Source organism: Conexibacter sp. S30A1 (assembly GCF_023330665.1).
GTDB lineage: Bacteria > Actinomycetota > Thermoleophilia > Solirubrobacterales > Solirubrobacteraceae > Palsa-465.
Window position 1 is genome coordinate 2,109,724 of record NZ_CP097127.1, and the last position, 14,646, is coordinate 2,124,369.

Consider the following 14,646-nt stretch of genomic DNA (forward strand, 5'->3'; position numbering starts at 1 on the left):
TCTCAAGCTCATTCTCTGGTGTCTACCCAGCCCACCCTCAGCGTGGAGGTTAGTACCAGGCTCACTCCGAGGTCGCGCCTTCGCCCCGCTCGCCCGCGGGCCCACCCTCATAACGGCTCTCGGTCGCAGCCCGCTGCCCCTGGTAGTGGCTGCCCAGCCCAGGGCTGCCGTAGGGCCTAAGCGCCGGGCGGTCAAGCGTCATGAACGACAGCTGCGCGATCGGCAGCCCAGGGTAGAGACGGATCGGCACGCGGGTCAGGTTGCCCAGCTCGAGCGTCAGCGTGCCCTCGAACCCGGGGTCACAGAAACCTGCAGTCGCGTGCACGATCAGACCCAGCCGCCCGAGGCTCGACTTGCCCTCGATGCGCGCGACGATGTCGTCGGGGATGGCGACCCACTCGAGCGTGCGCCCCAGGCAGAAGTCCCCGGGGTGGATCACGAACGCCTCGCCCGCGGGCACGATCACCTCCTCGGTCAGATTCGACGGGGGCTCGCGCAGGTCGATCGCGGAGACGCGGTAGTTGTGAAAGACGCGAAACGAGTCGCCGAGCCGCAGGTCCACGCTGGCCGGCTGCACCATGTCCGGATCCCACGGCTCGATCCTGATGCGGCCCGCCTTGACCTGATCGAGAATCGTCCCGTCGGAGAGAACCGAGGCCAGCGCGCCGCTCATCGCTCGCAGTTTGTCAGTGGCAGGCGGATGACGCCTCCCAGCCCGCCACTGGAAGATAAGTACCGACTCCTATACCTTTTGCGCTGCCCAGTGCGCCTGGGCACAGGCACATCCAAACAGGAGGGGAAGGCGTCGATGAAGCTCGAAGCTTTGCGAGCCGGTGTGCAGACGGGCGAGATCGAGACCGTGGTGCTGGCACTCTGCGACATGCAGGGCCGGCTTCAGGGCAAGCGCCTGGATGCCAGGCACTTCCTGGACGAGGTCGCCCAGCACGGCGCCGAAGGCTGCAACTACCTGCTGGCCGTGGACGTTGAGATGGCAACCGTGGGCGGCTACGCGATGTCCTCGTGGGAACGCGGCTACGGCGACTTCGTGATGCGCCCGGACCTCTCGACCCTGCGCCCACTGCCGTGGGAGGCGGCGAGCGTGCTGTGCCTGGCGGACCTGGCGTGGGCCGACGGCAGCGAGGTGTCCGCCTCGCCACGCCAGGTGCTCTCGGCGCAGCTTGCGCGCCTGGCGCAGCGCGGCTGGAGCGCGTACGCCGCCACCGAGCTCGAGTTCCTCGTGTTCCGCGACAGCTACGAGGAGGCCTGGTACAAGCGCTACCACGGCCTCGTGCCCGCGAACCTCTACAACGTCGACTACTCGCTGCTTGGCACCTCCAGGGTCGAGCCGCTGATCCGCCGGATCCGCAACGCGATGCGCGACGCGGAGCTGACCGTCGAGACCTCAAAGGGCGAGTGCAACCTGGGCCAGCACGAGATCAACTTCCGCTATGCGGAGGCGCTGCGCTGCGCCGATGACCACGTGATCTACAAGAACGGCACCAAGGAGATCGCCGCCCAGGAGGGCGTCTCGATCAGCTTCATGGCGAAGTTCAACGAGCGCGAGGGCAACTCGTGCCACATCCACCTCTCGCTGGCCGACGCCGACGGACCGCTGTTTGAGCGCGAGCCCGAGATCTTCGAGAGCTTCCTCGCCGGACAGCTCGCCTACACCCGCGAGCTGGCGCTGCTGCTGGCGCCCAACATCAACTCCTACAAGCGCTTCGCGCCTGGGTCGTTCGCGCCCACCACGATCGCCTGGGGTCACGACAACCGCACCTGCGCGCTGCGCGTGATCGGCAGCGGCCCGGCGCTGCGCCTCGAGCACCGCGCCGGCGGCGCCGATTTGAACCCCTACATGGCGCTCGCGGGACTGCTCGCAGCCGGTCTCGCCGGCATCGAGCAGAAACTGAGGCTCGAGCCACCACTGACAGGCAACGCCTACGCCGAGGAGCAGCGGCCACGGCTGCCAGGCACGCTGCGCGAGGCGCGCGAGCTCTTCGCCCAAAGCCGCCTCGCCCAGGAGGCCTTCGGGGAGGAGGTCGTGGCACACTATCTCAACGCCGCCGACATCGAGCTGGCCGCCTACGACGCGGCCGTCACCGACTGGGAGCGGATCCGCGGCTTCGAGCGCCTCTGAAGGACCCTGCCGAGCACACGCCATGGCCACGACCAGCGACCCGCCGAAGACCCTCGACGCAGCGGCGTCGGTCGATTCGGTGTTCGCGCCGGTACGCTCTCAGACCGCGTTCGAGGAGGCGGTCGAGCGGATCGGGACCGCGATCCGCCTCGGGCTGCTGCCGCCGGGCACGCGCCTGCCGGCCGAGCGCGAGCTGTGCGCACGGCTCGGGATCGCGCGCTCGACGCTGCGCCAGGCGCTGGTTGCGCTCGGCCAGAGCGGCCACCTGCACGCCACCCGCGGCCGCGGCGGCGGCACCTTCGTCGTCGAGCGCCTGCCACCGGCGCCACCGCCACCAGCCGACCTTGTGGCGCGCTGGCGCGAGATCTGGGATCACCGGGCCGCCGTGGAGGTGGGCGTGGCGGTCCTCGCGTGCCGCCGCGCCCAGCGTTCGGCGCTGGCGAAGCTCGGTGCCCTGGCAACCGAGATGGAGCAGGCCACCCACGACTTTGAGACCTACCGCCAGCTGGACGTCCGCTTTCACATCGGGCTGGCGGAGGCGACCGGGAACCGCCGACTGATCACCCTGGCCACCGAGGTGCAGGGGGCAGCCACGCGAGTGATCGCGCTGATCGCACACCCGGCCGAGGTCCTGCACTCCTCGAACATTCAGCACCGCCGGATCCTGGCCGCCGTCTCAAGCGGTGACGAGGGTGCCAGCGCGCGCGAGGTCGCCGAGCACCTGCGGGGCACCGAGCACGTGCTGGCCGGGCTGCTGCCGGGTGGTTGATCGGGCGTGCCTGCTGGCCAGCGGGCCAGCAGGCACAGAAACCAGCTCGCGGTTTTCGGCGATAATCAGAGCCTCGCGGTAAAGGATCACAGGGCAATCCTTTTCGCAGCCAAAGATCGAGAGGCCAAATGAGCGAACTACTGACTGTGCTCGAGCCCGCCACCGAGGCGGTGCTGGAAGAGCTGCCCGCAGCCGGCGCCGAGGAGGTTGACGAGGCCGTCGAGCGCGCGCGCGCGGCGCTGCCCGCCTGGCGAGCGCTTGCGCCAAACGCCCGGGCCGCGGCGCTGCGGGCGCTCGCGGCCCGCGTCGAGGACGCAATCGACGAGCTTGCGCTGATCGAGGCGCGCAACGCCGGCAAGCCGCTCGCCTCGGCCCGCGGCGAGATGGGCATGGTGGTTGACACCTTCCGCTACTACGCCGGCATGCCCGAGCGGCTGATGGGCGAAACGATCCCGGTCGCAGGCGGCCAGGCGTTCACCGTGCGTGAGCCGCTCGGCGTCGTCGGGCTGATCGTGCCCTGGAACTTTCCGCTGACGATCGCCGCCTGGAAGCTCGGGCCGGCACTGGCAGCTGGCAACACGGTGGTGCTCAAGCCGGCCGAGCTGACGCCGCTCTCGGCGCTGCGCTTCGAGCAGCTCGCACTCGAGGCAGGACTCGCACCCGGTGTCGTCAACGTGGTGGCCGGTTACGGGCCGGTCGCGGGCGCGCGCCTGGTCGAGCACCCGGATGTGGCCAAGATCGCCTTCACGGGCTCGACCGCCGTGGGCCGCACGATCGCCGCCACCGCCGCCCAGACGATCAAGCGCGTGACGCTCGAGCTCGGCGGCAAATCGGCCAACATCATCTTCGCCGACGCCGACCTCGAGAAGGCCGCTGCGGCAGCACCGTGGGCGGTCTTTGACAACGCCGGCCAGGACTGCTGCGCGCGCTCGCGCCTGCTGGTGCAGGCCTCCGTCGTCGACGAGTTCCTGAGCCTGCTGCAACCGCACGTGGAGGCTTTCAAGGTCGGGGACCCGCTCGACCCCGAGGCGATGATGGGCCCGCTGATCTCCGCGCGCCAGCGCGACCGGGTGGCCTCGCTGACCGCAGCGGAGGGCGCGTCGGTGGCATTCCGGGGCAGCGCCCCCGAGGGCCCCGGGTTCTGGTTCCCGCCGACGGTGCTGGCACCCGTCGCGGCCGACTCGCCGGCGGTGCGCGAGGAGATCTTCGGGCCGGTCGTGGCGGTCATCCCCTTCAGCGACGAGGAGGACGCGGTGCGCATCGCCAACGACACGATCTACGGTCTTTCCGGATCGATCTGGACACGCGACGGCGCCCGAGCACTGCGGGTCGCGCGGGCGTTGGAAACCGGCGTGCTGTCGATCAACTCAAACTCGTCGGTGCGTGTGAGCACGCCGTTTGGCGGCTTCAAGCAGTCCGGCTACGGGCGCGAGCTCGGGCCCCACGCCACCGACGCCTACACAGAGATCAAAACCATCTACTACGCAACCACATGAATCGACTACAAGACAAAGTCGCAGTGATCACCGGTGTCGCCAGCGGCATCGGGCTGGCAACCGCCGAGCTGTTCGCGGCTGAGGGAGCGCACGTCGTCGGCGTGGACCTGCGCGAGCACGCCGTCGGCGAGCTGCCGCTGCAGGCCGATCTGACCGACGAGCAGGCCGTCATCGAGCTCTACCGCCGCGCACACGAGCAGTTCGGCCGGATCGACGTCCTGTTCAACAACGCTGGCATCTCACCGACAGACGACGACTCGGTGCTGGTGACCGAGGCAGACGCCTGGCAGCGGGTGCAGGACGCCAACCTCAAGAGCGTCTTCTTCTGCTGCAAGCACGGGATCCCCTACCTGCTCGAAGCCGGCGGCGGCTCGGTGATCAACACCGCCTCGTTCGTGGCCGTGATGGGCGCGGCGACCTCGCAGATCTCCTACACCGCCTCCAAGGGCGGCGTTCTGGCGATGTCGCGCGAGATGGGGGTCGAGTTCGCCAAGCGCGGTGTGCGCGTCAACGCGCTCTGCCCTGGGCCGGTCGCGACACCGCTGCTCATGGAGCTCTTCGCCAAGGATCCGGAGCGCGCAAACAGACGGCTCGTGCACGTGCCGATGGGCCGCTTCGGCGAGGCCACGGAGATCGCCAAGGCGGCGCTGTTTCTGGCCAGCGATGACTCGTCGTTCATGACCGCCTCATCGCTGCTCGTCGACGGTGGTATCAACGGCGCCTACACGACACCGCTCTGAGCAGCTTCACCGCTCCGATCTGACCCCGGCCGTGTTGAGAGAGCAGATCGGCGTGCGGCGCGGGCGACTCGGACCCACCCTTAAAATCGCATAAGCATGACGGCAGTAACCGAACCTCGGATCAAGCCGAGCGAGCCCAGCCTGCTGCGCAGCGGGCGCGTCACGCTGTGGATGCTCGGTTTCTGCCTGGTCGCGGCTGCGATCACGCTGAACTGGCCCTCCACGCCCAGCTACGACCCCTGGTCCTGGCTGATCTGGGGCCGGGAGATCCTGCACGGGCACCTGACGATCGCGGGCGGCTCGAGCTGGAAGCCGTTGCCGGTGCTGTTCACGACCGTCTTTGCGCTGTTCGGCTCGGCACAGCCGTACCTGTGGCTGATCGTGGCCCGCGCCGGCGCGCTGATGGCCTCACTCATGGCCGCCAAGCTGACCGCCCGCATCGTCCTGAGGATGGTCGCGCAGGGACGGCCCGTGGGCTGGCTGGCAGGGCTCTCGCCCTGGCAGCGGGCGGCCGCGCTCACGCCGGTCGTCTTCGCTGCCGCGCTGGCGCTCTTCGGCAGCGGCTCCACGCCAACCTACCCGGTGCCGATGATGCTCGGCTACTCGGAGGGGTTCACCTTCGGGCTGGCGCTGATCGCGGTGGAACGCGCCTGGGACGGCCACCACCGCCAGGCGTTCGCGATCGGCCTGCTGCCCTGCCTGGACCGGCCGGAGCTGTGGTTTCTCTGGTTGCCCTACGGCCTCTGGCTGATCTGGCGCGAGCGGCGCGGGTGGCGCGGGTGGCGTGGGTGGCGCCAGGTCCTCATGGTCCTCGGAGGGGTCGCGCTGATGCTGGCGCTCTGGGTCGTGCCGCAGGTGCTCGGCGGCCGCAGCGCCACGGGTCTTGTCAGCCACGCCCGCCACAACCACTCGGTGCACTCGGCGGTGAACAGCGCCTTCCCGTTCTGGACCGAGCTCTCGCAGGTGATCTGGCCGCTGGTCGTCGAGCGCGTGGAGGCAGCGGCGCTGCTGGTGATCGCGGTCACGGCCGTGCTGCTCGTGCGCGCCCGCCGCCGGCTCGGCGGCTGGCGCGAGGCGCTGGCCGCAAACGGGCCACAGGCCACGGCCGCGCTGGCCGGGGTGGTCGGCTTCGGCTGGTGGCTGGGGATCTCGATCGAGACGCAGATCGGTTTTGCCGGCAACACGCGCTACACGATCTTCGGGGTGCTGCTCGTCTACGTCGCCGGCGCAAGCGGCTACGCCTGGGCGGCGATCGCGCTGGCGCGCCTGGCCGGGAGGCTGCTCGCCCACCCCCCGGCGGCGGCGCTACGACTGGGTGCCACTGGCGTGTTCATGGCGCTCGTCCTCCTGTTCGTGCCCAGCTGGTTCGCCCACCGCCTGCCGAGCGTCGGCTCGATCCGCGTAGCGCTGCGCTACCAGGCGCAGCTGCGCGAGGGCTACGCCGGGCTGATCAAACGCGCGGGCGGACCGGCGAAGCTGCTCGCCTGCGGCAGCGTGATGACCGAGAACTATGAGGTGACGATGCTCGCCTGGTATCTGGACGTGCCGATCCCGCGCATCCAGGCGCTGCCCCACACGCTCGAGACCGCGGAGGGCCCGAACGTGGTGGTGCAGGCCGGTGGTACCTCCGACACCCCGGACGACCTCGGTCCGTCACCGGTCCAGATGGGCTTCTGGGAGGAGGGCTGGCTGGCGGCCAACGGATCCCACTACACGATCCGCCAGCAGTATCCTGTGACCCTCTTCACAGACTGCTCCAGGCACAGCAGCACCTGAGGCCGCGACCGTCACGCCCCCAGGGCGGCAGCGGGCGCGATCCTCCAAGGCATAGGGTCGCATGTATCTCCCCAAGCACTTCCAGGCCGATCCGCGACAGACGCGCGAGCTGCTCTCGGGCATCCGTGCAGCTGACCTGGTGAGCCCAACCGCAGATGGCCTGTTTGCGACCTTTCTGCCACTGCTCTACGACGAGGCAGCGGAGGGCTTGGGGTCGCTGGTCGGTCACGTCGCACGCAAGAACGACCACTGGCGGCTTGCGCCGAGTGGCGAGTCGCTGGTGATCGTCCACGGCCCGGACGCCTACATCAGCCCCGGCTGGTACGCATCCAAGCGTGAGCACGGGCGCGTGGTTCCGACCTGGAACTACCTCACCGCCCACATCCACGGCCAGCTCGTGATCCACGACGACCCGGTCTGGCTGGAGCGCCTGGTGCGGCGCCTGACCGACCGGTACGAGCGCGAGCGCGCCGCACCATGGAGCGTCGACGACGCCCCCCGCGACTACGTCGACGGCCAGCTCGCCGCGATCGTCGGCGTCGAGCTGCGCATCACCCGCATTGAGGCGAAGGCCAAACTCGGCCAGAACCGCCAGAGCACCGACGTGGACGGGGTGATCGCCGGCCTGGAGCGCGATGGCGCCCGGGCGCTCGCGGCGACCACGCAGCGCTGGCGCCGCGAGCAACTGCGCTGATCTACTAACCTGCCTGCCATATGTCCCCCGCGAAGGTCGCGGTGGCCTGCGTGTTGACGGCGCTACTCGTGAGCGCCTGCGGCATCCCGCCGAAACCCGAGGCAGGCTCACCGAATCTGCTCAAAAACTCCGCCTTCCGCGGCGTCGTCGACGATCCCCGGACCCCGCACGTCGCCTGCCTGCGCGCGGACAAGGTCCCGTTCCACGAGTTCTACACCGCCAAGCAGCACCTGCCGGCGATCCAGGTCGGCTCGCTGCCGAGCGGTCCGACGATCATCTTCTACCCCACGCCGGGCATCGCCCAGGGCCTTCAGATCATGGGCCAGGAGCAGGGCGCCGAGGTGATCGGCTCGGCGCTGGTGTATCCCAACCAGGCATCGAACAGCGTGATCAACGACGTCGAGCAGTGCATGGCGATCGGCGTCAGCGGCTGAGCGAGGAGCGCGTGAGATGAGCACGACCACCGAACCGACCACGGCCGCAGCGCCCGGCCCCGAGCAGGCCCGCCACGCTGGCGTCATCCGCGAGTATCAGGTGTGGCTGCCGGGCTGGGTGAAGGCGCTGCCCGAGTGGGTGCGCGTCGGCACCGTGCTCGTGGCACTGATGGCCGCCTCCACCGCTATCCATGCCGCCTATGTGGGCGGGCAGTTCTGGATGGACGAGGCGATCACCGTCGGCATCTCCTCACACCCGCTGACCGCGATCCCCAACATCCTGCGGTTCGACGGCTCGCCACCGCTCTTCTATCTGCTGCTGCACATCTGGATGTCCTGGGTGGGCAACGGGCAGGCCGCCACCCACTGGCTGTCGATGATCTTCGCCGCCGCCACGGTTCCCGCCGGCTACTGGGCCGGGAGGTCGCTGGGCGGCAAGCGCGCCGGCCTGATCAGCGCCACCTTCTTCGCCTTCAACGCCTTCCTGGACTACTACAGCCTCGAGACGCGGATGTACTCGCTGACGACGCTGATCGGCATCTTCGCCACCCTGGCCCTGATCCGCGGCTGGGTCTACCGCGAGCGCCGCTACGTGATCATCTTCGGCATCAGCGAGGCGCTGATGCTCTACACCCACAACTGGGCCCTGTTCTTCGGCGCCGCCGCCTTCCTGACGATGGTGATCGTCTACTTCATCGGCGGCGAGCAGGTCCGTGAGAACTACATCAGGGACACGATCGGCACGTTCGTCGGGGCCGCGGTGCTGTTCGCGCCGTGGGTACCGAACTTCATCTTCCAGGTGACCCACACGGCGGCGCCGTGGGACCTCGAGCCGGGCTTTGGCGCGCCGATCCAGATCGCCGTGGGCGTCTTCGGCGGCGCGTCGATCTCGGTGATCATGGTGCTGGCGGCCGGCATCGGCTACGCCCGCCTGGTGGCCAGGCCGCGGCGGATGACGCGCGAGGCCCAGGTGGCGATCGCGCTTGTCGCGTTGCCGGTGCTGACGCTGCTGGTCGGCTGGCTGGCCTCGCACGTGATCACCCCGGCCTGGGATGTGCGCTACTTCGCGCCGATCGTCGGCTCGATGATCCTGGTACTGGCGATCGGCACCGCCCGCGCCGGCATCATCGGCGCGATCGCCGTGGTGTTCGTGATCGGCTTCATGGCACGCCCGAGCGCGTTTGAGCCCGCCTACAAGAGCGACATGCAGGACATCGGCGGCGAGATGGGGCCGCTGCTGCGCCCCGGTGACCTCGTGATCGTCGGCCAGCCGGAGCAGACGCCGCTCGCCTACTACTACCTGCCGGGAGGCCTGCGCTACGCCAACACGATGGGCCCCGTCGCGGACCCGAGCTACATGGACTGGGTCAACGCGATGGCCCGCTACCGCGCCGAGAACGTGAACCGCACCGCCTCGGCGCTGATCAACTCGGTCAAGCCGGGTCAGCAGCTGCTCTACATCCGGCCGCTGACCGAGGGCGAGCAGAACTGGCGCGCGCCGTGGACCAAGGAGATTCGCCTGCGCTCGGCGCAGTACGGCGCGATCATCGCCCGGTACGTGCGCGAGGGTAAGCTCGTCGAGGAGTCCTGGGCGCCGCACAACTACCGGGGCTCCTGCTGCATCGCCGACTCAGCCGTTCTCTACAAGAAGGTCTAGAAAAGTGCCCGACACCCCGGACAACGAGCCCCGCCCCGGCGGGGCGGCGCGCGGCGCCGACATCACCACCGAGCACCCCGTTGTCGTGCTGGGCGGCGGCCCCGCCGGCCTGACCGCCGCCTACCTGCTCGCCAAGCGCGGCCAGCCGGTGGTGGTGCTCGAGTCGACCGACATGCTCGGCGGCATCGCCCGCACCGAGGTCCGCGACGGCTACCGCTTCGACCTCGGCGGCCACCGCTTCTTCACCAAGGTCAAGGAGGTCGACGACCTCTGGCACGAGATCATGAAGGAGGACTTCCTCAAGCGCCCGCGCCAGAGCCGGATCTACTGGAACGACAAGTTCCTCGAATACCCCCTTGAGGGCATGGACGTGATCAAGAAGCTCGGCCTGGTCGAGCTCTCGCGCTGCATGGCCTCCTACCTGTGGGCGCAGGTCAAGCCCAAGGGACGCGAGGACACCTTCGAGGAGTGGGTCTCAAACCGCTTCGGCAAGCGCCTCTACAACCACTTCTTCAAGACCTACACCGAGAAGCTGTGGGGCGTGCCGACCAATGAGATCCGCGCCGAGTGGGCCGCCCAGCGGATCAAGGGGCTGTCCTTCTTCAGCGCCGCGAGGGCCGCGTTCTTCGGCAACAAGGGCAACAAGATCAAGTCGCTGATCTCGGAGTTCAACTACCCGCGCTACGGCCCCGGGCAGATGTGGGAGCAGATGGCCAAGGAGATCGCCGAGCATGGCGGCGAGATCCGCCTGAACGCTCCGGTGACCCGCCTGGTGACCGACGGCTCCGGCCGCGTCACCGAGGTCGTGGCGGGCGAGCAGACGCTCACACCCTCCTACGTGATCTCGTCGCTGCCGCTGCGCACGACCGTCGGCATAGCCTCGCCGGAAGCGCCCGCCGAGGTTCGGGATGCCGCCCGCGGGCTGCGCTACCGCGAGTTTTTGACGGTGCTCCTGGTGATCGAGGACGAGGACCTCTTCCCCGACAACTGGATCTACATCCACCAGCCGGGCGTGCGCGTGCTGCGCATCCAGAACTTCAAGTCCTGGAGCCCCTACATGGTGCCCGAGGGCTCGCGTGATGCCGCCATCGGCATGGAGTACTTCTGTTTCGAGGGCGACGAGCTGTGGAACATGGACGACGACCGCCTGGTCAAGATGGCCGCAGCCGAGATCGAGAAGCTGAACCTCTCGCAGGCCGCAAAGGTCAAGTTCGGCTTCGTCGCACGCGTGCATAAGGCCTACCCGATCTACGACGAGAAGTACGCCGAGCGGGTCAGCACGATCCGCCGCTGGCTGGAGTCCGACATGACCAACCTGACCCAGGTCGGTCGCAACGGGCTGCACCGCTACAACAACTCAGACCACTCGATGCTGACGGCGATGCGCGCCGTGGACAACATCCTGCTGGGGACCAACCACGACATCTGGTCGGTGAACGTGGAGAGCGTGTACCACGAGGAGATCCACGACAGCGAGAACCCCTACGCGAAGGACCCTGAGCCGCCCGCGATGGCCGGACCGCTCGCCTCGGAGAACTGAAATACGCGCCCGATGCGACGCCGGACCGCCCTCTGGTTTTCGATCTGCTCGCTGGCCTGCGCTTGCGCCGCCGGGCTGGCGGCTCCGGCGGCGCTCGCCAGCGGGTCGGGTGCCGCTCCCACCACCACCCAGCCGGGCATCAGCCTGCTGAACCCAGGCAACCTCGGCGCAGCGACCACGACCACGCCGGTGACAACGGTCGCCACGGGCACGAGCACGAGTTCAGGTGGGCTCTCAACGTTGGATGAGCTGGTGATCGGCATCGTCGCCGCACTCATGTTCGTCGCGATCGGCTACTTCGTGCAGCGCGACGCCCGCAGTCATCTGGCGCGCGCCCGCCACGCCGATCGCGACCCGGTGCTGTATGGCCAGCGCGCCCACGCTGGCTCCAAGGCGCCGCGCAAGCCGCGCAAGCCGAAGCCCGCCGAGCGTCGGCGGCGCAAGCGCGGGCGCGCGCGCTGAGCCCCGGGGCGCTCGCACCTCCACCTTTGGTATGAGTTGTCGAGGCGCTCTCTACACCGCTGGTCCATGGTCGAAGCCTCGCCGTGCTACCGAGGTAGCGATGACCGGCCCCATTAGCTCCGCTTCAGCCTCGCTTCCTTAGACTCCGGCCGCGAATGAGTAGCAGACCGACACCGCTGCGCATGACCCGGCCGCACCGCCCGGATTGGCGGCGCGCGGAGTTCGTCCTCACCGGACTGGCGTTCCTGGGCTTCATCACGGTCGGCATCAAGATCCGCACGATCTACGCCGGCCTGCCCGCGCACCCGTTGTTCATCCATGTGCCGGTGGTGCTGATCCCGCTGAGCGTGCTCGGAGCGCTGGCCTGCGTCGCGCGCCCGGACTGGTTTGACCGCTACGGGATCCTGCTCTGCCTCTGCTCGATCGTCGCGATGTCCTCGATCTTTTTGGCGATGCAGGCCGGCGTCGCACTGCTCGCCTCGCTGCGGCTGACGGGCTTCCGGCTCGTGCTGGTCCGTGAGCACGAGGCCGCCGCGCACGTGCTGGCGGTGGCCTTCACGCTGTTCACGGCCTGTCTGATCCTCACCTTCTCCGCCTACCGAATCTCGGGCGGCTGGCCAACCGGCCTGGCGATCGCCGACGACATCCTCGGCTCGCGCGCGATCTACCTGCTCTTGCGCGTCGGCCTCGTCGTGCTCGCGCTGGTCTCGGCCTACATGGTCTACAAGGTCGGTGACCTGGGCGCACGGGCCGTCTGGGAGGGCCGCCTCCACAAGCCGATCTGAGCTAGGGCTGTCCGTCTCTGACCTGGTCGAACTTCGCGGCCATCGTCGGGTTGCCGCGCGTCAGCTTCTTGATCGTCACGTCCTGGGCCTTGTCGTTGGCCAGACGCAGCTGGTTCTCTGATCCCAGCAGTGCCGCGCGGGTCTTCTGCAGATGCTCGATCGACTTGTCGATCTCGGCGATCGCCTTCTGGAAGTGGTCTGAGGCGAGCCGGTAGTTGCGGCCGAAGGCGCTCTTGAACGCCTCGAGGTTGGTCTCGAAGTTGGTGATGTCGACATTCTGAGCGCGGGCCAGCTCGAGCTCGGCCTTGTACTTGAGCGCGCCCAGGGCGGCGTTGCGCAGCAGCGTGATCATCGGGATGAAGAACTGTGGGCGGATCACGTACATCTTCGGGTAGCGGTGTGAGACGTCGACGATGCCGCTGTTGTAGAGCTCGCTGTCGGGCTCGAGCAACGACACCAGCACCGCGTATTCGCAGCCCTTCTCGGTGCGGTCCTTGTCGAGCTCCCGCAGGAAGTCCTCGTTGCGCTTCTTGGTCGCGGTCTGGTCGCTCTCGTTCTTCATCTCGAACATGATCGAGACGATCTCGAGCCCCGCCTCGTCGCGGTCGCGGAAGATGTAGTCGCCCTTGCTGCCCGTGCGCGCGTCGTTGTCCTTCTCGAAGTACGACCTGGGGAAGGCGGTTGCGCGCAGCTGGTTGAAGGTCGTCTCGCAGTGCTGCTCGAGCGTCTCGCCCACCATCTTGGTGGAGAGCCGGGCCTTCATGTCCCGCAGCCGCTCGATCGCCTCGTCGCGGTCTTTGAGCTGGGTCTCGTACTTGTCCTTCAGTGCCTGCTCAGCGAGCTCCTTCTCGAGCTTCGCCTGCGCCAGCGCGCCGCGCAGCTCGGTCAGCTCCTGCGCGGTCGCGCCCACCGCCTCGGCGATGGCGAGCCTGCGGGCGTTCTCACCCTCCCGCAGCTTGGCCTGCAGCTCCTGGATCTCGGCGTCCTTGGCCGCCGCCGCCTGCTGGAGGTGGCGCGCGGCGCGCTCGCGCAGGAGCTCGAGCTCGCTCTGCTTCTCCTTGGCGGCCAGCTCCAGCCGCTCGTGCAGCTCCTGTTCGAAGGTGCCGTCGCGCACCTGCTTGAGGATCGCGGCATAGCCGGCCTCGTCGATCTTGAACGCCTTGCCGCAGTGCGGGCACTTGATCTCATGCATCGCTTGCTGTCTCCCTTTCGGCTGCGGAGCTTATGGGACGGCCCAGACAGGCCGGGCCGTGTGCTCAGGCGCGCTGTGCGGCGGCGCGGTCGGCCAGCGCATAGCTGGCGGCGGCGCTGACGCCGGCCACGGTCAACACCGAAGGCCAGGCACCGATCCGCTTGGCCAGCGGGTGCGAGACGCCGAAACCACCGAGATAGGTCGCAAGCAGACCGGCGGCCACGCCGGCGCCCGCCTGGGACCGCCAGCGGTTGGCCAGATAGGCACCCGCAGCGGCGAGCACGACGCCCCCGAGCGGGCGCACCCCGGTCACCCGGGCGGTGAGGTAGCCGGCGATCAGCGAGCCGCCGGCGATCGGAGCGGTTGGAACGTCCATACCCTGATCGTAGCCACCCGCCACCGGGCCGGCGCAAGACCGCTCGAGTCGGGCGGAAGAACTCAACGCCCCATCCTCGTGACACCGCGGTTTCTGACGGACTCATGAACCTGGCTCTTCAGGTCTGTAAAGGCAGCCTCGTTGCACGGCGTCGTTCTTGAGGATCGCTGGATGACCGTCCGTGTGGACGCGAGCCACAGTCGCAAAACGTGGAGGGGCAAGATTTTTCGACGGAGCGACCGGCACCTGTGCATCGTTTGGCGTTCGTGCGGGTTACCACCAAAGTGATGCGGTCCTTGCGGCCTAACAGGAGGCTACTGGCGCTCGTGATGGCCAACTGTGATGAGCTGGTCGGTGTGAGTCTGACCAGGTTTCGTGACATTTGCCGGGCCCGGCTGTCGCCGTTGCGCTCATCGCTGGGGCGATGAGCGCTTCCCGCCGGCTATCGGCAGCGAGGCTATGGCAGCGTCCGGCACTGACGGGCAGGGCTGCGGTCATGGCGTTCGCGGCGCTGCTCGCAGTCTGCTGCACCGCTGCAACCGCGGGGTCGTTGACGGGAGCGCCGCCGGGTCGTTCAACCGGGGTACA

14 protein-coding genes are annotated in these 14,646 nt (G+C 68.6%); 11 read left to right on the forward strand and 3 right to left on the reverse strand.

Annotation, left to right across the window (positions count from 1 at the left end; genetic code table 11):
* Positions 1-61 precede the first annotated feature (61 nt).
* The gene (gene dcd / locus M3M54_RS10325; RefSeq protein ID WP_249018962.1) at positions 62-673 is read right to left on the reverse strand and encodes a dCTP deaminase; all 612 of its coding nucleotides are present in this window, start codon (positions 671-673) and stop codon (positions 62-64) included.
* A 135-nt stretch (positions 674-808) separates the two neighbouring features.
* Here dcd and M3M54_RS10330 point away from each other — a divergent pair, with 135 nt between their 5' ends.
* From M3M54_RS10330 to M3M54_RS10380, 11 genes are all read left to right on the forward strand, one after another.
* The gene (locus M3M54_RS10330; RefSeq protein ID WP_249018963.1) at positions 809-2,137 is read left to right on the forward strand and encodes a glutamine synthetase family protein; all 1,329 of its coding nucleotides are present in this window, start codon (positions 809-811) and stop codon (positions 2,135-2,137) included.
* Between the two features lie 22 nt (positions 2,138-2,159).
* Positions 2,160-2,906 (forward strand): FadR/GntR family transcriptional regulator, encoded by a 747-nt coding sequence (locus tag M3M54_RS10335; protein ID WP_249018964.1) that lies wholly within the window; start codon positions 2,160-2,162, stop codon positions 2,904-2,906.
* Between the two features lie 128 nt (positions 2,907-3,034).
* Entirely contained in the window at positions 3,035-4,402 is a 1,368-nt protein-coding gene (locus M3M54_RS10340; RefSeq protein ID WP_249018965.1) for an aldehyde dehydrogenase, read from the forward strand.
* Positions 4,399-5,142, forward strand: coding sequence for a 3-oxoacyl-ACP reductase (locus M3M54_RS10345; RefSeq protein WP_249018966.1), 744 nt, complete (start codon positions 4,399-4,401; stop codon positions 5,140-5,142). The genes M3M54_RS10340 and M3M54_RS10345 overlap by 4 nt, the downstream gene beginning before the upstream one ends.
* Positions 5,143-5,238: 96 nt before the next feature.
* Entirely contained in the window at positions 5,239-6,918 is a 1,680-nt protein-coding gene (locus M3M54_RS10350; RefSeq protein WP_249018967.1) for a hypothetical protein, read from the forward strand.
* Between the two features lie 61 nt (positions 6,919-6,979).
* A complete protein-coding gene (locus M3M54_RS10355) occupies positions 6,980-7,612 on the forward strand; it encodes an FMN-binding negative transcriptional regulator (protein ID WP_249018968.1) in 633 nt (210 codons plus the stop codon).
* A 20-nt stretch (positions 7,613-7,632) separates the two neighbouring features.
* Positions 7,633-8,046 (forward strand): hypothetical protein, encoded by a 414-nt coding sequence (locus M3M54_RS10360; protein ID WP_249018969.1) that lies wholly within the window; start codon positions 7,633-7,635, stop codon positions 8,044-8,046.
* Positions 8,047-8,062: 16 nt separating this feature from the next.
* A complete protein-coding gene (locus M3M54_RS10365; protein WP_249018970.1) occupies positions 8,063-9,703 on the forward strand; it encodes a glycosyltransferase family 39 protein in 1,641 nt (546 codons plus the stop codon).
* Between the two features lie 4 nt (positions 9,704-9,707).
* Positions 9,708-11,243 (forward strand): NAD(P)/FAD-dependent oxidoreductase, encoded by a 1,536-nt coding sequence (locus M3M54_RS10370; RefSeq protein WP_249018971.1) that lies wholly within the window; start codon positions 9,708-9,710, stop codon positions 11,241-11,243.
* 12 nt (positions 11,244-11,255) lie between these two features.
* Entirely contained in the window at positions 11,256-11,705 is a 450-nt protein-coding gene (locus M3M54_RS10375; RefSeq protein WP_249018972.1) for a hypothetical protein, read from the forward strand.
* A gap of 155 nt (positions 11,706-11,860) precedes the next feature.
* Positions 11,861-12,490, forward strand: coding sequence for a DUF2231 domain-containing protein (locus M3M54_RS10380; RefSeq protein ID WP_249018973.1), 630 nt, complete (start codon positions 11,861-11,863; stop codon positions 12,488-12,490).
* Position 12,491: 1 nt separating this feature from the next.
* Here the strand turns inward: M3M54_RS10380 and M3M54_RS10385 are convergent, their stop codons facing one another.
* A complete protein-coding gene (locus M3M54_RS10385) occupies positions 12,492-13,682 on the reverse strand; it encodes a DUF2130 domain-containing protein (RefSeq protein ID WP_249018974.1) in 1,191 nt (396 codons plus the stop codon).
* 64 nt (positions 13,683-13,746) lie between these two features.
* Positions 13,747-14,058, reverse strand: coding sequence for a hypothetical protein (locus M3M54_RS10390; protein ID WP_249018975.1), 312 nt, complete (start codon positions 14,056-14,058; stop codon positions 13,747-13,749).
* Between the last annotated feature and the right edge of the window lie 588 nt (positions 14,059-14,646).